The 22,185-nt window shown below is 38.0% G+C and carries 22 protein-coding genes and 1 pseudogene; 16 read left to right on the top strand and 7 right to left on the bottom strand.

All coding sequences use genetic code 11. The annotated features are described in order from the left end of the window. The first annotated feature begins 230 nt into the window (after positions 1 to 230). Together FA727_RS05755 and FA727_RS05760 are read left to right on the top strand one after the other, a co-directional pair. A complete protein-coding gene (locus FA727_RS05755) occupies positions 231 to 1,265 on the top strand; it encodes an aldose epimerase family protein (protein ID WP_136829827.1) in 1,035 nt (344 codons plus the stop codon). 16 nt (positions 1,266 to 1,281) lie between these two features. Beyond that, positions 1,282 to 2,268, top strand: coding sequence for a LacI family DNA-binding transcriptional regulator (locus tag FA727_RS05760; protein WP_136829829.1), 987 nt, complete (start codon positions 1,282 to 1,284; stop codon positions 2,266 to 2,268). 349 nt (positions 2,269 to 2,617) lie between these two features. Here FA727_RS05760 and FA727_RS05765 read toward each other — a convergent pair whose 3' ends face one another. Then, complete coding sequence (locus FA727_RS05765; protein WP_136829831.1) at positions 2,618 to 3,007, bottom strand: ribosomal maturation YjgA family protein; 390 nt, start codon at positions 3,005 to 3,007, stop codon at positions 2,618 to 2,620. A 270-nt stretch (positions 3,008 to 3,277) separates the two neighbouring features. On the opposite strand from FA727_RS05765, the gene lipP1 reads away from it, so the two are divergent. Then, the gene (gene lipP1 / locus FA727_RS05770; protein ID WP_136829833.1) at positions 3,278 to 4,225 is read left to right on the top strand and encodes a LipP1 family hormone-sensitive lipase; all 948 of its coding nucleotides are present in this window, start codon (positions 3,278 to 3,280) and stop codon (positions 4,223 to 4,225) included. Between the two features lie 38 nt (positions 4,226 to 4,263). Here the strand turns inward: lipP1 and FA727_RS05775 are convergent, their stop codons facing one another. Beyond that, complete coding sequence (locus tag FA727_RS05775) at positions 4,264 to 4,713, bottom strand: hypothetical protein (protein WP_136829834.1); 450 nt, start codon at positions 4,711 to 4,713, stop codon at positions 4,264 to 4,266. 307 nt (positions 4,714 to 5,020) lie between these two features. Here FA727_RS05775 and FA727_RS05780 point away from each other — a divergent pair, with 307 nt between their 5' ends. The 11 genes and pseudogenes from FA727_RS05780 (at position 5,021) to FA727_RS05820 (ending at position 14,703) form a co-directional block, all read left to right on the top strand. Continuing rightward, entirely contained in the window at positions 5,021 to 5,992 is a 972-nt protein-coding gene (locus FA727_RS05780; RefSeq protein ID WP_136829835.1) for a macro domain-containing protein, read from the top strand. 84 nt (positions 5,993 to 6,076) lie between these two features. After that, positions 6,077 to 6,724: a vWA domain-containing protein gene (locus tag FA727_RS05785; RefSeq protein WP_136829837.1), complete on the top strand. Its 648-nt coding sequence runs from the start codon at positions 6,077 to 6,079 to the stop codon at positions 6,722 to 6,724. Between the two features lie 105 nt (positions 6,725 to 6,829). Then, positions 6,830 to 7,068: pseudogene (locus tag FA727_RS23985) on the top strand (zinc dependent phospholipase C family protein); the annotation flags it as partial. Between the two features lie 197 nt (positions 7,069 to 7,265). Next, entirely contained in the window at positions 7,266 to 7,394 is a 129-nt protein-coding gene (locus tag FA727_RS24715; protein ID WP_246041791.1) for a DUF3953 domain-containing protein, read from the top strand. Positions 7,395 to 7,595: 201 nt separating this feature from the next. After that, positions 7,596 to 10,190: a phosphoenolpyruvate synthase gene (gene ppsA, locus FA727_RS05795; RefSeq protein WP_136829839.1), complete on the top strand. Its 2,595-nt coding sequence runs from the start codon at positions 7,596 to 7,598 to the stop codon at positions 10,188 to 10,190. Between the two features lie 125 nt (positions 10,191 to 10,315). Further along, positions 10,316 to 10,477, top strand: coding sequence for a hypothetical protein (locus tag FA727_RS23990; protein ID WP_158318796.1), 162 nt, complete (start codon positions 10,316 to 10,318; stop codon positions 10,475 to 10,477). A gap of 35 nt (positions 10,478 to 10,512) precedes the next feature. Next, complete coding sequence (locus FA727_RS05800) at positions 10,513 to 11,022, top strand: GNAT family N-acetyltransferase (protein WP_136829841.1); 510 nt, start codon at positions 10,513 to 10,515, stop codon at positions 11,020 to 11,022. 109 nt (positions 11,023 to 11,131) lie between these two features. Further along, entirely contained in the window at positions 11,132 to 11,953 is an 822-nt protein-coding gene (locus tag FA727_RS05805; RefSeq protein WP_136829843.1) for an STAS domain-containing protein, read from the top strand. A 254-nt stretch (positions 11,954 to 12,207) separates the two neighbouring features. Continuing rightward, positions 12,208 to 12,543 carry an ArsR/SmtB family transcription factor gene (locus FA727_RS05810; RefSeq protein ID WP_438646607.1) on the top strand — a complete coding sequence of 112 codons (336 nt, stop codon included), beginning with the start codon at positions 12,208 to 12,210 and terminating at the stop codon, positions 12,541 to 12,543. A gap of 31 nt (positions 12,544 to 12,574) precedes the next feature. Beyond that, a complete protein-coding gene (locus FA727_RS05815) occupies positions 12,575 to 13,573 on the top strand; it encodes an NADP-dependent oxidoreductase (RefSeq protein WP_136829847.1) in 999 nt (332 codons plus the stop codon). A 59-nt stretch (positions 13,574 to 13,632) separates the two neighbouring features. Further along, complete coding sequence (locus tag FA727_RS05820) at positions 13,633 to 14,703, top strand: P1 family peptidase (RefSeq protein WP_136829849.1); 1,071 nt, start codon at positions 13,633 to 13,635, stop codon at positions 14,701 to 14,703. Between the two features lie 187 nt (positions 14,704 to 14,890). On the opposite strand, the gene FA727_RS05825 is transcribed toward FA727_RS05820, so the two are convergent. The 5 genes from FA727_RS05825 to ahpC form a co-directional block, all read right to left on the bottom strand. Next, positions 14,891 to 15,076, bottom strand: coding sequence for a hypothetical protein (locus FA727_RS05825; protein ID WP_136829850.1), 186 nt, complete (start codon positions 15,074 to 15,076; stop codon positions 14,891 to 14,893). An 84-nt stretch (positions 15,077 to 15,160) separates the two neighbouring features. Next, complete coding sequence (locus tag FA727_RS05830) at positions 15,161 to 15,592, bottom strand: hypothetical protein (RefSeq protein ID WP_136829852.1); 432 nt, start codon at positions 15,590 to 15,592, stop codon at positions 15,161 to 15,163. Continuing rightward, positions 15,589 to 15,795: a helix-turn-helix transcriptional regulator gene (locus FA727_RS05835; RefSeq protein WP_136829853.1), complete on the bottom strand. Its 207-nt coding sequence runs from the start codon at positions 15,793 to 15,795 to the stop codon at positions 15,589 to 15,591. Before FA727_RS05835 ends, FA727_RS05830 begins: the two co-directional genes overlap by 4 nt. A 432-nt stretch (positions 15,796 to 16,227) precedes the next feature. Further along, positions 16,228 to 17,757, bottom strand: a complete 1,530-nt coding sequence (ahpF, locus tag FA727_RS05840) for an alkyl hydroperoxide reductase subunit F (RefSeq protein WP_136829855.1) — start codon at positions 17,755 to 17,757, stop codon at positions 16,228 to 16,230. A gap of 12 nt (positions 17,758 to 17,769) precedes the next feature. Then, entirely contained in the window at positions 17,770 to 18,333 is a 564-nt protein-coding gene (gene ahpC / locus FA727_RS05845) for an alkyl hydroperoxide reductase subunit C (RefSeq protein ID WP_136829857.1), read from the bottom strand. Between the two features lie 507 nt (positions 18,334 to 18,840). On the opposite strand from ahpC, the gene mqo reads away from it, so the two are divergent. Both mqo and FA727_RS05855 read left to right on the top strand, forming a co-directional pair. Continuing rightward, positions 18,841 to 20,364 carry a malate dehydrogenase (quinone) gene (mqo, locus tag FA727_RS05850; RefSeq protein WP_136829858.1) on the top strand — a complete coding sequence of 508 codons (1,524 nt, stop codon included), beginning with the start codon at positions 18,841 to 18,843 and terminating at the stop codon, positions 20,362 to 20,364. A 218-nt stretch (positions 20,365 to 20,582) separates the two neighbouring features. Further along, positions 20,583 to 22,181 carry a PTS transporter subunit EIIC gene (locus FA727_RS05855; protein WP_136829860.1) on the top strand — a complete coding sequence of 533 codons (1,599 nt, stop codon included), beginning with the start codon at positions 20,583 to 20,585 and terminating at the stop codon, positions 22,179 to 22,181. The last annotated feature ends 4 nt before the right edge of the window (positions 22,182 to 22,185 follow it).

The raw sequence follows: 22,185 nt of genomic DNA on the forward strand, positions 1-22,185 counted from the left end.
GTGAACGAAAAGTTGTCAATCAAAGCTAGTTTGTCTGACAAGATATGGCCAAACTCTAGTATAGTTGTCAATCAAAACGATAATGATTGACAAGATAAACCGAAGTTCAAACAAAGTTGTCACTTAAATACAGAATGACTGACAAGATTTCCATAAATGGAACTAGACTTGTCACTCAAGTAGCTTCCGCACTAACAAACTACCATATTTTTATGGAAGGACGAATACAAATGAATGTAAGCAAGAAGAAGTTTGGAGAAATCGAAAATCGTTCAGTAGTTTTATATACTATTACGAATGGAAACGGTATGAGTGTAAGTTGTATCAATTACGGCTGTATCATCACTGATATTCAAGTACCTGATAAAAATGGGAATCTTGAGAATGTTGTTCTGGGATTTGATACCATTGAAGAATATTTAAATGATACGGCTTATTTCGGAGCGATTGTTGGCCGAACTGCTGGAAGAATTAAAGGCGCGCAATTCGAATTGGATGGGCAAACTTTTACATTAGAAAAAAATGAAAATAGCAATCACTTACACGGTGGGCACAACGGGTTCAACCGAGTGATTTGGCAAGCTGAAATGATTGAAAATGGTGTCGTGTTTACCCATGTTAGTGAGGATGGCGAAGGTGGATATCCTAGTACATTAAATATGGAAGTAAAATATTTACTAAATAACGAAAACGAATTTACAATCACGATCAATGGGGTTTCCGACAAAAATACCATCCTTAATTGCACAAATCATTCCTACTTCAATCTTTCTGGCGATATCAAACGTGATATTTTAAATCATACCTTATCGCTGAAGAGCGACAAATTTTTACCGATTGATGAAAAACTACTACCAACTGGAGAATTGGCAGATGTATCTGGTACGCCGTTTGATTTCCAAAACGGACAAAAAATAGTAGCAGGGACAGAGACTGATTTTTCCCAAAACCACTTAGCGGGAAAAGGCTATGACCACCCATTTGTTCTTCATTCGAATCAGGACCAAGAAATTTATCTTGTTGATGAAGTGTCTGGTAGAACACTAACGGTTGAAACGAACCAACCTGGAGTGGTAATTTATACGAGTAATCAATTGGATGGCGATTTTAAAATAAGAGGGGTACAAGCTCGACCGTATCTCGGAATTTGCCTAGAAACACAAGGACTTCCTGATGCGATTCATCACCCTCATTTTCCGACAATTGTCCTTGTAAAAGGAAATGAATATACCGCAGTAACAACGTATAGATTCGGTGTAATCTAGTTGAAAGGAGAGAGCGATGGCAACCATTAAAGACATAGCAGAAAAAGCAGGTGTCTCAATAGCAACCGTATCAAGGGTTTTGAACTATGATTCCACACTTTCCGTGTCAGATGATACGCGAAAAAGAATCTTTGAAATTGCAGAAGAATTGTCTTATAAAAAGAAATCCTTGAAGAAGACAGCTTCCACTAAAATCGGGATTATTCATTGGTATACTGAGAAAGAAGAATTGAACGATTTGTATTATATGTCGATTCGCTTAGGTATTGAGCAACGCTGTGAACAACAGGATGTTCAGGTGATGAACTATTATAACAACATCGAAGCGATGAAATCGGAGGAACTCCAAGGGATTATCGCAGTAGGGAAATTCAGCCATCAACAGGTTGAGCAATTAACGGCGATGACAAACCATGTTGTGTTCGTGGATTCCAATCCAGATGAAGACCGATTTGATGCGATAATCATTGATTTCGAAAAAGTGACGAAAAACGTATTGGATCACTTTATCCAAAAAGGACACAAAAAGATTGGCTATCTTGGTGGACGAGAAACTTTTAAGGACCAAACAGCCCAAATCGAGGACATGCGTGAAAAAACGTTCAAATCGTATATGATGGATGTGAAGCTCTACCATGAAAATCATCTATATATTGGGTCATTCTCTGTGGAGGATGGACACAAATTGATGAAAAAGGCTATTAAAGATTTAGGAGACAAGCTGCCAACAGCTTTTTTTGCAGCCAATGATTTACTTGCTATTGGTGCATTACGAGCACTTCATGAAGAAGGGATAGCGGTGCCGGATCGCGTAAGTATCATAGGAGTGGACGACCTTAGTGTATCTAAATATGTGTTCCCAGCCTTAACAACGGTAAAAGTGTACACCGAAATTATGGGTGAGACAGCAGTTGATACGCTCTTAGAACGTATTACAGGAAGAAAGATCGCGAAGAAAATTTACATCGCAACTAATTTGGTGATTCGGAATAGTAGTTTATGAAATTCAGGAACCCCAGTGAAGTTATTTTCACTCGGGTTCTATTTTATTAAGTTCTCTGTTAAAGATGGGTATTGAACCTTTTACATTGAGAAATAGAAGTAAAAATTCCGCCTATATTAAGAATTTCATCTAGTTCTCTATAAATAAGAGGAATTTTTTCAGTTAATCTATACATTTTTCATGATTTTAACGCTTTTTAGGTTAATTGGGGAAAAATCTCCGCCTATTTCACCTGGTATCTATTAATATATCAAAATAGACGGAATTTCTCCGGTTAAATGGGTACATCTGTAGAAAAAACATAAAGTTACAATGAAAGAGTCTTATTTTAGAAAACTAAATTATAAATTTACCGAAGTTGTTTAAACAACTTATCTAAAATAGTTCCAAACATAATCCCAAGAGTGTAACGAACCAAATCCACAAGAAGAAACCCTTTACCAAGTATCAATGCGCCAATTATTGTATTGCGCAATTGGTTAATCCAATCTGCCCGATACATTTGGCTGAATTCGATGGAGAAACTGAAAAGAATACTGAGCATGACCGCTGTAAGGATGCCTTTTTGAACAAATAGAAAGCGGAATCCGAAATAGACCATCATGGCCCATAGGGCATCACCAGCGTGTTCAGCTAGAAATGTGGGAAGGAGGAGTTCACCATATTTCCTAGAGGCCAGTCCCAAAATTATCACAAATACAATCGCTACAAAATATACGTATCTTCTTTTTGTATTCATTCAAATCACTCTTTTAATATGACATGTATAAATTTTATAATACGGACGAGAAAATACAAGGAATATAATCGTGGTAAATACGAATATCATTAATAATGACAACGCTTTCATAGTGTCGTATTTTAATAGCAAGTACATATTTTGACGGAGAAATGGAGCTTACTTGAAATCTAACAGGTGAGCTCTATTTTTTTATAAAAAAGGAGGGTAGAAGGTCTAGTTATACGTTTTATTATTCAAAAATTCTGTTAAAAAAGGAAGGCGATCATAATGCCAGTTGAGCCAAAATCGAAATTTGTGTTGGAACAAATTAATGCGCTAGGAATGCCACCTCTTGAAACCTTAACGGCTGAACAGCTGAGAGCTTCACAAGCCATACCTCGTAATGAGGATGTGGAACCAGTAGGTAAAGTAGAAGACCGAACAATACCAGGACCTGGAGGAGAACTCAAGGTTCGAGTCTATTATCCAAAAGAGGAACAAACAAGTTATCCCGGGCTTGTTTACTTCCATGGAGGCGGTTGGGTTATTGGAGATTTGGACTCTCATGATAGTGTCTGCCGTGCATTAACGAACCATGCAAACTGTGTGACGATTTCCGTTGATTATCGGTTGGCTCCTGAGAATAAATTTCCGGCTGCGGTGGATGATGCCTATGCATCCGTCCAATATATTCAGGAACATGCGGAGGAGTTTCAAATTGATCCGTCGCGGATTGCTGTGGGAGGCGATAGTGCAGGGGCTACACTTTCAGTCGTTGTAACGAACCTTGCTAAACAGGACAATGGTCCGAAGATTTGTTATCAAGTATTGTTCTATCCAAGTACAGCAGCAGGTGTATCAACACCAACTGCTTCTAGTATCGAGAATGCAGAGGGCTATTTTCTTACAGGCGATTTGATTAAATGGTTCATGAGATGCTATTTAAACAATAATGAAGAAAAACTAAGCCCGCTGGTTACACCTATGTTTTTCGAAGATCTAACCGGACTTCCACCAGCCATTGTTATCACAGCTGAATATGATCCGTTACGTGATGAAGGCGAAGCCTATGCAGAAAAATTAAAAGAAGCGGGTGTTGAAGTCGATTGCATTCGTTATGACGGAACATTCCACGGATTTGTTAGCATGTCGCAGTTAATTGACCTTGGGAAAGATGCTCTTGAACAAGCTGGTAAAGGACTGGCAGAAGCTTTTAGCAAGACATTAACGAAGTAAGTGAAATTAGCCTGACATCCAGGAAATCTGGTGTCAGGCTAATATTGAACAATTATGGTTTCATCCGGAATGACACTTTTGATAAATGCGATATCTCTTTCAGTTGCATTCGGTACAAATAATTCAGTACCCCAGTGACCTGAATGAAACACAGAAGATGTATCCATATCCAAATTTACCGTAAACCATTTGAACTCTCCAGACCGATTTAAGTGTGCCTTCAAGAGATAATCAGTAAGAGCAAAATCGTTTTCTCCTCTAAAAATCGTTAAATTCCCCTCATACTTTTTATCCTTAAATAGAACTTCAACATCTTTAATAGTCTCTATTTCCTCATTCCAGCAATGAATTTCAATCGTATTTGCTTTGGGTAGAAAATAGTGAGTTAAAGCAGTCCAATAATCATAATTACCGCAAATTGGAAGACGAATGGCTGAATCCTCAGTCGTGTAGGTAGGGATCGAACAAACAATTTGATCATGTCGCATATTCTTATTTTCCTTTCTTGAAGGCGGTTTGTATTCATTATAATCGGTTAGAAACTTACTAGAAAATTATTTTTCAAATTACGAGGGAAATAGTTTATCGAAGCTATTCGATAAAAAAACATATAACGGAGAATTATACTTGGATGAAAATATGAGGAAAGAGATTACTAATCATTATCAAAGAACCTTAAAGTACTATATGGAATATCAACAATGTCTTATGAAGTAACAAAGTGTGAAATAGATTATAGTATTCTCTCAATCCATTTTCGTTTATCATAAAGGTAAAAAGAGAGGAGCAACCCCAATGCCGCTCGAAATTGTACGAAATGATATAACGAAAATGAAGGTAGATGCAATTGTCAATGCTGCAAACACTCAGTTGAAGATGGGTGGTGGCGTCTGTGGAGCTGTTTTTCAAGCAGCAGGTATTGCGAAGCTTCAAAAAGCATGTGACATAATTGGTCAATGTCCAGTCGGAGAAGCTGTTATCACAAAGGGATTTATGCTTCCAGCTAAGTATATCATCCATACGCCCGGTCCCGTTTGGAGTGGAGGTTCTCATCACGAAGCTGAGCTACTCAAGGCATCCTACATCAATTCACTAGAGCTTGCGAAAGAGAACGAATGTGTATCAATCGCATTTCCACTCATTTCGTCAGGAATTTACGGTTATCCAAAGGAAGAAGCCCTACAAATTGCTGTTTCAGCCATAGGTCAGTTCCTCATGAGTTCAGATATGCATGTATATCTCGTAGTTTTTGATAAAAAAACGTTCGGATTAAGCAAACAGCTTTTTACTTCTATTAATGAATTTATCGATGAAAACTATGTGGAAGAATTAGAAATTCATTTTCATCGCTTACGGGAAGAACATATAGTTTTTAACGAGGCACCATTAGAAAGTATGAGCAGCTTAGTTGAAATCGTTGAGGATCTAGATGAAACGTTTTCCCAAAGGTTGCTTCATTTGATTGATGAAAAGAACATGACAGATGTAGAGACATATAAGCGCGCAAACATTGACCGTAGGCTTTTTTCTAAAATACGCTCGGATGAAGATTACTTGCCAAAAAAGAAAACTGTCATCGCATTTGCAATTGCGCTACAACTCGACGTAGATGAAACGAATGATTTACTGTCTGCGGCGGGTTACACGCTTTCTCGTAGTAGCAAATTTGACGTGATCATCGAATATTTTATCAAAGAGCAAAGCTACAACATTCATCAAATTAACGAAGCCTTATTCTCCTTTGACCAACCGTTGTTAGGCGCATAAAAAAATGTCGCTTTCAAAGCGACCAATCCAAATCTTCATCTTGCTATCCTTAGTTCATAAACATAAGAATGGAGGACATTAGAGATGAAGCAAGATTTAACAGAATTAGTATTCATTTTAGACAAAAGTGGGTCGATGGCGGGCCTTGAGGGCGATACCATTGGTGGTTATAATTCCATGTTAACAAAACAGCAAGGAGCTGAAGGGGAAGCTGTTGTAACCACGGTTATCTTCAACCACGATTATGAGTTATTGCATGACCGTTTCAACATCAAAGGCATTTCTCCAATAACGGAAGAAGACTATGAGGTATCAGGTACAACAGCGTTGTTCGATGCTATTGGATTTTCGATTCAAAAAATCGCCAATGTCCAGAAGAAAACGAAAGAGGAAGAACGTGCTGAAAAAGTACTTTTCGTCATCACCACTGATGGTATGGAGAATTCCAGTAAGGAATACAATGCAACGAAAATCAAAAAGATGATTGAGCACCATAAGGAGAAGGATGGCTGGCAGTTTATTTTTCTAGGAGCAAATATTGATGCTGTTACAACTGCAGCCAATTTTGGTATTAGTGAAGATTTTGCTGTTGATTATCATGCAGACGAAAAAGGTACGCAATTAAACTATGAAGTTCTAAACGAGGCCGTGATGAATTTTCGAAAAGAGAAAAAAATTGACCGTAGCTGGAAACATGGAATCGAAGCTGATTACAACAGTCGTTCAAAATAGAATCAAAAAGAGTGCAATCAGTAATGATCTGCACTCTTTTCTTATACAAACTCCTATACCAATTAGAAAATTCTGTTAAAATATTCTAAAAGGGGGGTATAGACTTTGGGTTCAAGAATTATGCATATGATTATTGGGAATAGAATTGCAGACGCATTATCGATTGAAGATAAGACAGCATTTTTACTCGGAAGTATTGCACCAGATGCTGTTTTCGCATATGAAGAGAAAAATGCCTCACATTTTTTCATAGGTACGTAGAGGATTATACTCGAAGAGTGGATTACGATGGATTCTTACATAAATATAATTCAAGTGACGAAAATCCATATCTCCTAGGTTATTTACCTTTGATCAGATTGTTGGCTATATAGAGACTTCAGTTGATTTGGGGATATTGAAAACAAAATCTTTAATAGGAAAGTAGGAGATAATTATTTTTAAACTAGCGAAAATCATCTTTGGTGTCATCACTTTATGTTTGGCGAGTTATGGATTAATTACGAAAAATTTTGAGTTACAACCCTTTATGACGTTCTTTATGGGACTTTTTATATTGGTCATCGGCATAGAAGAATTGAAAAAAGGGAGAAAAGGAATTGGAATTGTGTCCATAGCCGCATGCTTATTTGCAATTTTTGTGACATTTCAAGGGTATATATTGAACTAGTAGAAGCATTAATCCAATTCGGGTTAGTGCTTTTTTTATATAATTTAAGGAGAATTAGACATGATAAAAAGGGGCTAAAATCCGGAAATTGTACTCTTCCTACTTTAATTATAGCATACAAAATATATGCATTATAGACTGTTTATACATATTTAATGCTGTTAGAATCAATAGAACATAAAGGGATAGGAGCGATGTGGATTGAGTTCTTGGGTACTTGGATTTCAAGAGATGGATAAAACACAGCTTAGCGTTGTTGGTGGAAAAGGATTAAATCTAGGAGAATTGTCAAAAATCGAAGGGATACATGTACCTGAAGGATTTTGTGTGACAACAGACGGATTTAAGAAAGCTATCGAACAAAATGAAATATATCATACTTTCCTAAAACATTTGGCAACATTAAATGCAGAAGACAGAGAGCAGATTAGCGAAATCAGCAGGCAACTTCGCCAAATTATTACGCAAGTAGAAGTTCCTTCTGAACTTGTGAAAGAAGTTACTCGTTATGTAGAACATCTTGGTGAACAACACTCGTATGCCGTACGGTCTAGTGCAACAGCGGAAGATTTACCACACGCTTCTTTTGCTGGGCAACAAGACACTTATTTAAATATCATAGGTGTTGCTGAGATCCTAAACCATATTAAGAAATGTTGGGCTTCTCTTTTTACAGAACGTGCTGTCATCTATCGTATACAAAATGGATTTGAACACAGTCAAGTTCTTTTATCTGTTGTGATACAAAGGATGGTTTTTCCTCAAGCTTCTGGAATTCTTTTCACTGCTGATCCCATTACCTCAAATCGAAAGCTACTATCAATCGATGCTAGTTATGGTCTTGGAGAAGCACTCGTTTCTGGCCTAGTTTCTGCCGACAATTACAAAGTTCAAGAAGATAAAATCGTCGAGAAGCGAATCGGTACAAAGAAATTAGCGATCTTTGGTCGAAAAGAAGGCGGAACAGAGACACTTCAACTAGAACCTATACAGCAAGATTCACAAACTCTAACGGACGATCAAATTTTACAATTAGCACGGATCGGAAGGCAGATAGAAGCACATTTCGGCAAGCCACAGGATATCGAATGGTGTCTGGTTGATGATACTTTTTACATTGTCCAAAGTCGTCCAATCACCACTCTATACCCAATACCTGAAGCCAATGATGAGGAAAATCGTGTCTATGTTTCGGTAGGTCATCAACAAATGATGACGGATGCTATGAAACCGTTGGGCTTGTCATTCTTCTTGTTAACAACTCCGGCACCTATGCGAAAATCTGGCGGGAGATTGTTTGTGGATGTCACACCAATGCTGTCTGTCCCAAGCAGTAGAGAAATGATTATCGAAGCATTAGGGAAATCTGACCCACTTATAAAAGATGCGCTCAAGACCGCCGTAGCGAAAGACAATTTTATAAAAATGGTTCAGGTTGAAGGTAGGGCTCCGAATCCTAACGTTTTCACTTCAAATATCCCGGAACAAATCGATCCAACCATTGTTGCAGATTTGATAGAAAAATATGAAGGATCACTTGAGATTTTGAAAGCGAACATCCAATTGAAAACTGGTACAGGATTATTTGATTTCATTCTAGAAGACCTGCAAGAATTAAGAAAGATTTTATCGGACCTAGATAGTATGAAAGTAATTACGGCAGCACAGAATGCTACCGAATGGGTAAATGAGAAAATGAATGAGTGGTTAGGAGAAAAAGGTGTAGCTGACACACTTTCTCAATCTGTGCCAAACAATATTACGTCAGAAATGGGTCTGGAGCTAATGGATGTTGCGGATGTCATTCGTCCTTATCCAGAAGTAATCGATTATCTACAGCATGTAAAAAAGGAAAATTCATTAGAAAAATTAGGACAATTTGAAGGTGGACAAGTAGCTAAGGAAGCAATTTTAGCTTATCTCAATAAATACGGCATGAGATGTGCTGGAGAAATCGATATTACAAAAAACCGTTGGATGGAAGAACCCTCAATACTTGTCCCGTTGATTCTTAGTAATATTAAAAATTTCGAACCGAATGAGGCGAGTAGAAAATTCGAACAAGGAAAGCACGAAGCTTTGAAGAAGGAAGAAGAGCTACTTGAACGCTTAAAACAGTTGCCAGATGGTGAGCGAAAAGCTACAGAAGCCAAGCAAAAGATCGATGTCATTCGAAACTATATTGGGTATCGTGAATATCCAAAATACTCGATGATCAATCGCTACTTCGTTTATAAGCAGGCATTACTAAAAGAAGCCGAAGAACTTGTTCGACTAGGTGTACTTCTTGAAAAAGAAGATATTTACTATCTTTCTTTCGAAGAACTGCTCGAACTTGTACGTTCGAAAAGACTGGATTATGCGATTATTAACACCCGAAAAGACGAGTATAAATTATACGAAAAACTCACTCCACCACGAGTGATCACGTCAGAAGGTGAAATTATTACCGGGAAGTACAAACGTGAGAATCTACCCGCTAATGCGATGGTAGGTCTAGCTGTTTCGGCTGGAGTGATCGAGGGACGTGCCCGAGTTATTTTAAAAATGGAAGATGCTAATCTTGAAGATGGAGATATCTTAGTCACTGCCTTCACTGACCCTAGTTGGACACCATTGTTTGTTTCTATAAAAGGTCTCGTTACCGAAGTGGGAGGAATGATGACGCACGGAGCAGTTATCGCGCGTGAATATGGCTTACCCGCAGTTGTTGGAGTAGAAAATGCAACGAAACTAATTAAGGATGGTCAACGAATTCGCGTTCATGGGACAGAAGGGTATATTGAAATTTTGTAATGAACTGTCAACTTTATTTTATGTGCGGCGCAAAACTTACCTTTGCGTCGCTTTTTTAGATGTGTTTGAAGTTTCTACTTTTTGTTATAATGACCATAAAATAGTATTTAATTGGGAAGTGAACAATGGAAACAGACGTTTTTGAAGAGTTAGCTAAAAGGTATGACACAGAAGATAGATTGTCCGAAGTTGGATTTATATCAACGGATATACGAACATTCCATCACGGAAATCGTATCTTTATGAATCAAGATGCATCCATGTTCATTTGTAATAGTTGCAAATAATAACATCGATTGAAACATCTAAAAGGGAGTTAAGTATGTTTTATGAAACTGAACGTCTATACACTAGAAGATTTAAATTAAGTGACCTAGAAGATTTTCACGAAATGCAAAGCAATCCAAATGTTATGAGGTTTATCATTGGAAGAGGGAAAACAAAGACGGAAAACGCAGATGAGCTTTCAAAAGTTATAAAGGCTTATGACGATAATTACTCGGAACTTCTAATCATGGCTATTTCAAAAATAGGTGATGCATCCTTAATCGGAACTTGCGCTGTAATTAAAACTGAAAAAGATGAATGTGAAGTAGGATATCGATTTTCCGAACGTCATTGGGGAAAAGGCTATGGCTCGGATATATTGAAAGGATTACTCCAATATTGTTTGCATGATTTAGAGCTAATGAAGGCTAATGCTATTGTTGAAAAGGATAACATACCATCCGTAAAAATCCTCGAAAACTCACCTATGCAGTTTATTCGAGAATATGAGGAAGAGGATACGAATAATATTGTGAGATTATATGCATTAGATAAACTTGTATAATCTTTCAATCTATTTATTGGATAGTTTTGTTAAAAAAACTACGACTTTTTCAATATGTACCATTATAATATAGATATATAGAAATTTATGACGGTTTAAGGAGGAAACGATGACAAACAAAACCGAATTCAGTACAACCTTAATACATAATGCAGAAAACATCGCTAGACAACTTCTGGAATACAGTCTGAATGCATTGCCTTTCGAGGTTCCGCAAGTAGTCATAGACAGAAATCTGAAATACCAAACGGAGTTTGTATCTTTCCTTGGAAAAGCAATGGAGTTAGAGTCAGAAGAAATTGTTGCGAACGAATTTAAAGAGTGGCACAAGATATATGTAGAAGAATCAACTTACGCATTAAATAAAGTATCAAGTTTGGTCGCACCATATCCAGCGTTTAGGCTATTTTTCCAAAAGAAACTCATGAACATGATGGAAGAGCTGAACCTTTCCTTAAAAGATTGCTTCTTTATCATTGGAAGATTTGATTATGTGTTGGATATCAGTTTAGCAGATTCGATTATTGCTTATGAACGATATAATACGGAAAAGCACAATCAAATAAGAAAAGAAATACTTGAACTTGCATCACCTGTGGTTCCACTACGAAACGGTGTGGCCGTTCTACCATTAATCGGTTCCATCGATCTTGATCGAACTGAACACTTGCTGGAACATACGGTACCGAAGATAGGAAGCATGAACATTAGCACTCTAATCTTGGACTGTTCAGGAATTTATACAGTTGACACAGAAGTCACCACCTTCGTATTTCGCATGAGCGAAGTGTTGAAGCTATTGGGTATCCAAATGGTATTGACTGGCCTCAGACCTGAATTAGCTCAAAAAATGGTGCAGATTGGTACTGATTTCTCTTCTTTGATCACATTTTCTAGTGTCAAGACAGCTTTGGATACATGGTTGTCGTAGTTGATTTCAACCATAGAGGAAAATGTAAATAGAACTAAATACATAAATATGTATTTAACTATATAGAAGCGATGCCTTATATGGCATTGCTTCTTTTATCTTTTGGCTATGTTCATTTGGATTTACTTTTTATTGAATGGTCTCGATTTTCTTTCTCAATATTGCACCCGTTTCGTAGATCGTATAATGTTGTATTCAGCATTATGGTTCATCAACTTAAACGATTCAACTGATTGTGGGAGGTTTTGAAATTAATGAATAAACAGGAACATCTAAATATGATCAAAGAGGATTTTCTAAATGCTCAAAAAGTACTCTTGGCCATTGGTGATGAAACGCGTCAATCGATCTTATTAGTTTTAATGGGAACAGATTGTCAGACAGGCTTACGAGTGGGAGAAATCACTGAACAAACACATCTTTCTAGACCTGCTGTGTCACATCATCTAAAAATTTTGCGAGAAGCTGGTGTTATTCTAATGCGAAAAGAAGGGACAAAAAACTTTTACTATATAAATGTTCGTACAAAATTTGATCTAATAAAAACACTTGTGTTGGATATTGAAAAATTCATGCAGGACTATTATTGAAAAAATCGAAATAAATTTGGAGGAATAGGTAATGAAAGCAATGATTATAGAGCGCTACGGGAAATTCCCAATGCGTATGACAGAAATACCCACACCAAAAATTGGGGAGCATGAGGTACTGGCAGAAATCCATGCAGCAAGTATTAACCCGATTGATTTTAAAATACGCGATGGAAAAGTGAAAATGCTACTTAAATATAAAATGCCACTTATCCTTGGAAATGATTTCTCTGGAGTCGTTGTTAAGGTTGGTTCAAAGGTGACTCGGTTCAAAATTGGCGATGAAATTTATGCCCGTCCACGTAAGGATAACATCGGTACTTTTGCAGAATACATCGCGATTCATGAAGACGACATCGCCTTAAAACCAAAAAATTTGAGCTTTGAGGAAGCTGCATCGATTCCATTGGTAGGGTTAACTTCCTATCAAGCTTTTCATGACATCATCCAATTGCAAAAGGGACAAAAGATTTTGATACATGCTGGAGCTGGTGGTGTCGGCACGTTTGCAATTCAGCTGGCAAAACTGATGGGAACAACTGTTGCAACAACTGCTAGTGAAGTCGGGGCCAAGTTAGTAGAATCTCTTGGAGCAGATGAAATTATAAATTATAAAACTGAAAAATTTGAAGAAAAATTGAAAAACTATGATGCCGTATTTGATACACTCGGGGGTAAGAACCTAGAAAAATCTTTCGAGGTCATAAAAGATGGTGGAAAAATAGTTTCCGTTTCTGGTCTGCCCAATGCTCGTTTTGCACAAGAGTATGGTTCAGGATTTTTAAAACAGATGTTGTTTTCACTAGCAAGTAGTAAACTTACTGCACTTGAAAAAAAGCACAATGTTCAATATTCATTTTTGTTTATGAAACCAAGTGGAGAGCAATTACGTACGATAGCAAACTATATCGAGGGTGGTAAAATCAAGCCTGTAATAGACAGAGTATTTCCATTCGAAGATGCACAAAAAGCAATGGAATATGCGGAGTTGGGTAGAGCAAAAGGCAAAATTATCGTTAAAATTAGATAGGTAGTTTTAAACCAATAGATACAAGTATAGGAGCAAATATTTCTGAGGGGTGATTTCCAATGTCTAGAAAGAAAATAAGAGAATTAGGCTTAAAGATAGGACAACAACCAACTGGTTCGAACAATTGCATAACCGATGTAAAAGGAGTCCATGTCGGCCATGTCACCCTTCAATATCCACTTTCAACCGAAGAAGATGAGTGGGCTTGTACAGGGGTAACTGCCATTCTCCCACACGAAAGGAATATTTTTCAAGAGAAGGTTGTCGCAACAAGCTATGTCTTTAATGGTTTTGGAAAAACAACGGGACTCGTACAACTAAACGAATTAGGAAGATTAGAGTCTCCAATTATGCTAACCAATACATTTGGGGTTCCAGCTGTAACGCAAGGGACCCTAGAGTATCTCCTCGAACGAAACCCAGAAATCGGTGAATCTACCGGTACTGTAAATATTGTCGTAGGGGAATGCAATGATAGTTACCTCAATTCGATACGGACAATGCCAGTAAAACCTGAACATGCAAAAGAGGCAATCCAGAAAGCTTCAACTGACAAAGCTGAAGAAGGGGCAGTTGGCGCAGGCACTGGAATGGTCTGTTTCGGCTATAAAGGGGGAATTGGTTGTTCCTCAAGAATCGTTAAAAACGAAGGGGTGGTGGATTATACAGTAGGTTGTCTAGTTCTAAGTAATTTCGGCAAAACAGAAGAATTGGAAAATTATAATCGCTTTATTCAAACTCAGACTGATCTGGAAGTCACGGATTCACAAACAGATGGTTCCATTATTATCGTTCTTGCCACAGATGCACCTCTCAATGAACGGCAGCTACAGAGATTGGCGAAAAGATGCGGGATTGGTTTAGGGAGAACAGGCAGTCATATGAGTAATGGGAGTGGAGATATTGTCATTGCTTTTTCAACAGCACAGACAATTCCACATTTCTCGGTTGATCATAAAGAAACATTTAGTCAGTTAAGAGAAGACAACACAGTGCTGAATTCACTTTTTACTGCGGCAGCGGAATCTACGGAAGAGGCAATTTTGAACTCTTTAAGTTGCGCAACTACAACAGTAGGGAGAAAAGGGAGAGTCGTGAACGAGCTACCGTATAATCTATTAAAAACATAATCACTTTTAAATAAATTTAGCTTTTTGAAAATGTTAAAATTATTTAACGCTACAATCAAATATGAATAGGTACTTCCTGTACATTAATACAGATTACGTAATAGTTGATTTTCGATAGGGCTTTGTTTCAAAGGAGAGAATGGTAAGTTTCGTACAGTCTCTCCTTTGCTCCTGAACTAATTAAGGACTATTGCTTCTTCATAATACCTGCTTCTTGAAGCTTTTCTAATAACTTGTTAAAGTCTGAAACTAACTCAGGTAGTGTAGTTGCAGTAGAATCAGCTTGGTGTTCAATTTGAAAACTAACCTCGTCAGGTTGTATCTTAACTAGAGTGCCTAAACCGGGTATAAGCTTTTTTGCTTCATGTGCCATATTCATCACCTCGTTTCAATGCAATTGATTCCCTAGCTTCCTTTGGAGGAGTGAAAAAGTATCATTGTTCGTTTACTCATTTTATTACATCTCTTTATTAAACTTGAAACGATAATAAGTGCTATATACAATGACAAGCAGATAGGTAAAAACAAATAGTAATAACACTAGTAAATCTATACCCATCAAGGCAAATGAAAACATTAACGCTCCAAACACAAAAACCATCATGTCATATGCTTTCGCTTTTGCCTGATTAGCGATTGCCAAATTACGCTCATCTTTCATGTCAATCTCTAGCTGTTTTGCTGCGTCGGGAGCCCTCTTCATTGCGTTTTGGAGGATAATTTCTCCCAAACCATGACCAAAAACAGCACAGCCCAGTCCAACACAGATATAAGGCAATGCCCCCAACAAACCTTGTGGATTTTCAATTGCTATGATGAAGTACAGACCACCTGTTAGTAGTCCTACACCTACTATGGTAAGAATATAAGCGGAAAAAATTTTTTTCATACCTTTTCGTCCTCCACATAAATAAAGATTTCTTCAATAGTCATATCAAAAAAACGTGCAATCTTGAATGCTAAAAGAATCGATGGATTATAACGTCCGTTTTCTAGCGAACCGATAGTTTGCCTTGAAACTTCAAGTGCTTTTGCTAATTCTTCTTGATTAATTCCGTGTTGTTTACGGATTTTTTCTAAACGGTTTTTCACTTGTTCACCCGCCTAATGGAAAGTTAACTTTACATAAGATAAGTATAATAGGTGATGATATGAATGTAAAGCTTACTTTCCGTGATGAAAATGCAATCTATTTTTGCAGGGATAGAAATGACATTCATCCAGATAATTTTTGGCTTTTCAAATAGAACAGTACGTTGAAGACACTGATTTGGGAAAGGCCGTGAATAGTGTCCGCATGAAGCGCGCATGAAGACACTGATTTGGGAAAGGCAGTGATTAGTGTTCGCATGCCGCGTTCATGAAGACAACTATTGCAAGAATCTAGTGAGAGCTATCCGCATGAAGCGTTAATGAAGTCAATTATTGCAAGATCACCCTGGAGTGGAAATAAACTTATAGAGCAAACAGAAAAAGAGAATGTCCCAAAAGCTAGGCCTTGGGACATCCTCTTTTTTCTATCTATTAATTACGAATCAAGTAATCAAATGCACCTAATGCTGCAGTTGCACCTGAACCCATGGAAATAATGATTTGCTTATAAGCACTATCTGTACAGTCACCTGCTGCAAATACACCAGGGATGCTTGTAGAACCGTGCTTATCGACCACGATTTCACCCATACGAGTCTTTTCGATTGTATCGCCTAACCAGTCGGTGTTTGGTACAAGACCGATTTGAACGAAGACACCTTCAAGTTCCACATGATGAACTTCACCAGTAGCACGATCCTGATAAGAAATTCCGTTTACTTTATCCTTACCCGTAATTTCAGTTGTAGCTGCGTTCATGATAACCGTTACGTTTGGTAAGCTGAAAAGACGCTCTTGTAAAACAGAATCTGCTTTTAACTCAGGAGCAAACTCGATAACTGTTACATGTTTCACAATTCCAGCCAAATCGATAGCTGCCTCAATCCCTGAGTTACCTCCACCGATAACAGCAACACGCTTACCTTCGAATAGAGGACCATCACAGTGAGGGCAGTAAGCTACACCTTTGTTCTTGAACTCAGCTTCACCAGGAACGCCAACATTACGCCAGCGAGCACCAGTAGAAAGGATAACCGTCTTACTCTTAAGAACAGCACCGTTTTCAAGCTCAACCTCAACAAGTTCCTTCTTCTCAAGGCTCTTCGCACGTTGTAAGTTCATGATATCAATATTATACTCTTTTACATGCTCTTCAAGGCTAGCAGCAAGCTTAGGACCTTCTGTGTGTTTCACACTAATGAAGTTCTCGATCCCAAGTGTATCCATGATTTGACCGCCAAAACGTTCAGCAACAATCCCAGTGCGGATACCTTTACGAGCTGCATAAACAGCCGCACTAGCACCAGCAGGGCCACCACCGATAACAAGCACATCAAATGGATCTTTATCAGCAAATTCAGAAGCATCAGGACCAGTACCTAATTTTGCTAAGATCTCTTCAAGAGACATACGTCCGCTACCGAAAGATTCTCCGTTTAGGAAAACAGTTGGTACAGCCATGATTTCTTTGCTGTCGACTTCTTCTTTAAAAGCAGCCCCATCAATCATCGTATGGCGGATGTTCGGGTTTAACACGCTCATCACGTTTAACGCCTGTACAACATCCGGACAGTTATGACAGCTCAAGCTAATGTAAGATTCAAAATGATACTCACCTGAAACCTTTTTTACTTGATCAATCACTTTCTGATCCACTTTAGGAGCACGTCCACTTACCTGAAGAAGGGCAAGTACAAGGGAAGTGAATTCGTGACCAAGTGGTACACCAGCAAAAACAACACCAGTATCCTCACCAATACGGTTGACACTAAAGCTTGGAGTTCTCTCTAATATAGTTTTCTCAACTTTAATATGAGAAGACATCGTTGCTAATTCATCTACTAATTCAAGCATTTCACGAGATACTTGATCTTCGCCAGCGCTCACCTTAAGTAAGATGTCGCCCTCCATCATCTGAAGATATTGGGCTAACTGTGCTTTAATATCTGCATCTAATAACATCTTACCTTCTCCTTAAATCTTTCCTACAAGATCAAGGCTTGGCTTAAGAGTTGCAGCACCTTCTTGCCATTTAGCAGGACAAACTTCACCTGGATTGTTACGAACATATTGTGCAGCTTTGATTTTGTTTACTAATGTGCTAGCGTCACGGCCAATACCATCAGCATTAATTTCCATTGCTTGAACGATACCATCTGGATCGATGATGAAAGTTCCGCGTTGTGCAAGACCTTCTTCTTCATCAAGAACGTCGAATCCGCGAGTGATCTTTTGAGAAGGGTCACCAATCATTATGTATTCAATCTTACCGATTGCATCTGAATGATCATGCCAAGCTTTGTGAGTGAAATGAGTATCTGTAGAAACAGAGTATACTTCTACTCCAAGATCCTTTAATGTAGCGTATTGGTTTTGTAAATCTTCAAGCTCAGTAGGGCAAACGAAAGTGAAATCTGCAGGGTAGAAGCAAACAACGCTCCATTTTCCTTTGAAATTCTCATCAGATACAGTGATGAATTCACCGTTTTGGTATGCATTTGCTGTGAATGGTAGTACTTCTTTTCCGATTAATGACATTTTTAAGTTCCTCCTAGATTGTTTTTATATATCATTATCGACAGAAATATGAATAACCAATCAATCATTTTTTATTATGATTAGTTAGTTGTAATAATTCTAATCGAGTAAACATTATCACTTGAATAACATTCTTTTGTCAAGAGCCATCCGAAGGGCAATTGTATGGTTCTATGTGAAAAGTTCACAAGTGATAGGCGTTCCGTGAAATATGGCCATCTTAAGACTTTTTTTCAAACACAAAAAGCGAACGCTTTCATTATTATTGTAAAAAATCATTTAGTTCATTCTGATTGATAAACAAATCCCTTTTTAACAGATAAAAAGTAATTGAACTATTATAATAGTAAATAAATATTTTAATCTAGAAAAAATTCTGATAAACTATAGAAGACAGTAAATGCCACAGAGCAGATGTACAGCTAGTTCTCGGACTAGCTTGTAATAGTGCTTAAAGGGGAGCGCTTACATCGATCTGCGAATTCTAGACGTATAGGGATGGTAGAAATGATCAACGGAGAAACGAAGACAGACGTTATCTTAATTGGTGCCGGAATCATGAGTGCAACGTTGGGGACGATGCTCAAAGAACTAGCACCAAACTTGAACATTACTGTATTTGAGAAACTCGCAAGTCCAGGAGAGGAAAGCTCGAACGAATGGAACAATGCAGGGACTGGTCATGCCGCACTTTGTGAACTTAATTACACAGTCGAAAAACCAGATGGCACGGTTGATATTACGAAAGCAATTAATATCAATGAGCAATTCCAGGAATCGATGCAATTCTGGTCCTATCTTGTGAAAAGTAAGTTGATACATAATCCAGAAGACTTTATCCGACAACTGCCTCATATGAGCTTTGTCCAAGGGGAAGATAATGTCACTTTTTTAAGAAATCGCTTTAAAGCACTGTCGAATAATCCACTTTTCAAGGGAATGGAATTTTCCGATGACCCCGAGAAGCTGTTAGAGTGGATTCCACTCATCATGCACGACCGTGATGCGGACGAGCAGATCGCGGCAACAAAAATTGATACTGGAACCGACGTTAACTTTGGTGCTTTAACACGTATGCTATTTGACTATTTAGAAAGTCAAAATGTCGAACTTAACTATCACTATTGTGTGAAAAATATCAAGCGCACTGCAGACGGTCAGTGGGAGTTGAAGGTGAGGAACGAGGAAACGGGCATAAGCGAGCGCCATACTGCCAAGTTTGTCTTCATCGGCGGAGGTGGCGGAAGCCTTCATTTGCTTCAAAAAACAGGGATTCCTGAAGGAAAGCATATTGGCGGATTTCCAGTTAGCGGGCTCTTTATGGTATGCAACAATCCAGAGGTCGTCGCACAGCATCATGCGAAAGTATACGGGAAGGCAAAGGTTGGTGCACCACCAATGTCAGTACCGCATTTAGACACACGCTTTATCAATAACCAAAAATCATTACTATTCGGACCGTTTGCAGGATTCTCACCAAAGTTCCTTAAAACTGGTTCAAATTTCGATTTGGTTACTTCCGTCAAACCGGATAATCTTGTAACAATGCTTGCAGCTGGAGTCAAAGAGATTCCATTGACCAAGTATTTAATCGAGCAGGTCCTATTATCAAAGGAACAACGGATGGAAGAGCTTCGTGAGTTCATTCCAAACGCTAAATCAGAGGACTGGGATTTAATCGTAGCTGGGCAACGGGTACAGGTTATTAAGGATACACCAGCAGGAAAAGGTACACTTCAATTCGGAACAGAAGTGATCACTGCAGCAGACGGTTCAGTTGCAGCTTTACTTGGAGCTTCACCAGGAGCATCCACAGCCGTTCACGTCATGCTTGAAGTTATTTGCAAGTGTTTCCCAGAACAAATGAACAAATGGGAAACAAAAATCAAAGAAATGATTCCATCCTATGGAGTCTCACTAATGAACAACCCAGAGCTGCTACAAGAAGTCCACACTTCCACAGCAGAAACACTTGGGCTAGTAAAGAAAGTAGAAACAAAAGAAGAAGAACGTATACTACAAGAAGCATAACTGCCTTAGGGTGGTTGTGCTTTTTTCTATTTCTAAAATGAAAATTAAGATAATTTAAAAAAATTGTGCAATTATTTCTATTAATCTTATATAATTAATAATGAAAATAATTTACACATAGTAGAGGAGGATGATAATAAATTTCTTTCTTGGGTTTAACAGCATATGTTTGAGTACTCCGTAAACCTCAAACAAAACAATTAAATGGAGGGATTAGAATGTTTGAAAAACTTCAGCGTTTAGGAAAGGCCTTCATGATCCCCATTGCAGTTCTTCCTATAGCGGGATTGATGCTAGGAATTGGAGCAGCATTTACAAATCCTCTAATGGTTGAAACTTATGGGCTAACTGGAATCTTAGGAGAAGGGACATTTTTGTTCTACGTTTTAAGTACGATGTCCGCAATAGGAAATATCGTCTTTAGTAATTTACCGCTCATATTTGCAGTTGGGATTGCTTCGGGTTTGGCATTGCAGGAAAAAGGGGCTGCTGGTTTATCAGCTTCCATCGCTTTCCTTGTCATGCATACTATTATTAGCACCATTTTAGGTTTTCTTGGTCATACTCCTGACACTACTTCTGTAGAATATTTCTTATCTATTGGTCTAGATCCTGTTGAAGCTGCAAAACAAGCAAATGTATATGGATATGAACTTGGAATTTTCACCGTTAGAATTGGGGTCCTTGGAGGAATAATCGTTGGTCTACTTGTGGCCTTTTTAGCTAATCGCTATTATGATAAGAAACTTCCAGAAGCCTTATCATTTTTCTCTGGAGTTAGATTTATTCCGATTATTTCAGTATTAGCAATAAGTATCATCGGAGTCATCATTCCATTTATTTGGCCCTATATTCACATCGGAATTTCAACATTCTCTGAGTTCTTTGGTAGAACGGGTCCGATCGGAATGTTTTTCTATGGTACTTTAATGCGTCTTCTTAATATATTCGGACTTCACCATGCGATATATCCGCTATTTTGGTACACTTCACTCGGAGGAGAATTAGAGGTAGCAGGAAAACTAGTTCAAGGTGGTCAAAGTATTTTCTTTGCTCAGTTAGCTGATCCTACTGTTACACAATTTTCTGCAGAAGCTACAAAGTATTTTACAGGCGGATATTTACCAATGATGTTCGGCTTACCAGCAGCTGCTCTTGCCATGTATAGAACTGCTGATAGCAAAAACAAGAAAATAGTTGGGGGCCTATTATTTTCTGCAGCTCTAACATCGTTTATAACAGGTATAACTGAGCCAATTGAGTTTACATTCTTATTTGTTGCTCCACTGCTGTACGGAATACATGCTGTCTTAGAGGGTATATCTTACGCAGTGTTATATGCTCTTGATGTAGCAGTAGGTGTAACTTTTTCAAGGGGAATTATAGATTTTACCTTATTCGGTCTATTACAAGGTAATGATAAAACAAACTACATCTGGATTTTGATATTGGGAATTCCAACAGCCATTATCTACTACTATGTATTTAAAATCCTCATTGTTAAATTGAATCTGAAAACTCCAGGACGTGGTGAGGATTCTGAAAATAAATTATATACAAAAAAGGACGCTCTCTTAAAAGACATCGATATAGAAGAAGTAATTTCTGCATTAGGTGGTAGAGAGAACCTAGTTGATGTAGATGCATGCATTACTAGACTAAGGGTAACAGTAAAAGATACAAGCATAGTTGCAGAAGATTCCATATGGAAAGAACAACTAAAAGCAAAAGGTATTTTTAAAATGGGGTCTGGTGTTCAAGTAGTATATGGAGCACTTGCAGAGATTTTAAAGAATGAGATAAATAGAATTAAATAATCAG

The organism is Robertmurraya kyonggiensis, assembly GCF_005116465.1.
Classification (GTDB): domain Bacteria; phylum Bacillota; class Bacilli; order Bacillales; family Cytobacillaceae; genus Robertmurraya; species Robertmurraya kyonggiensis.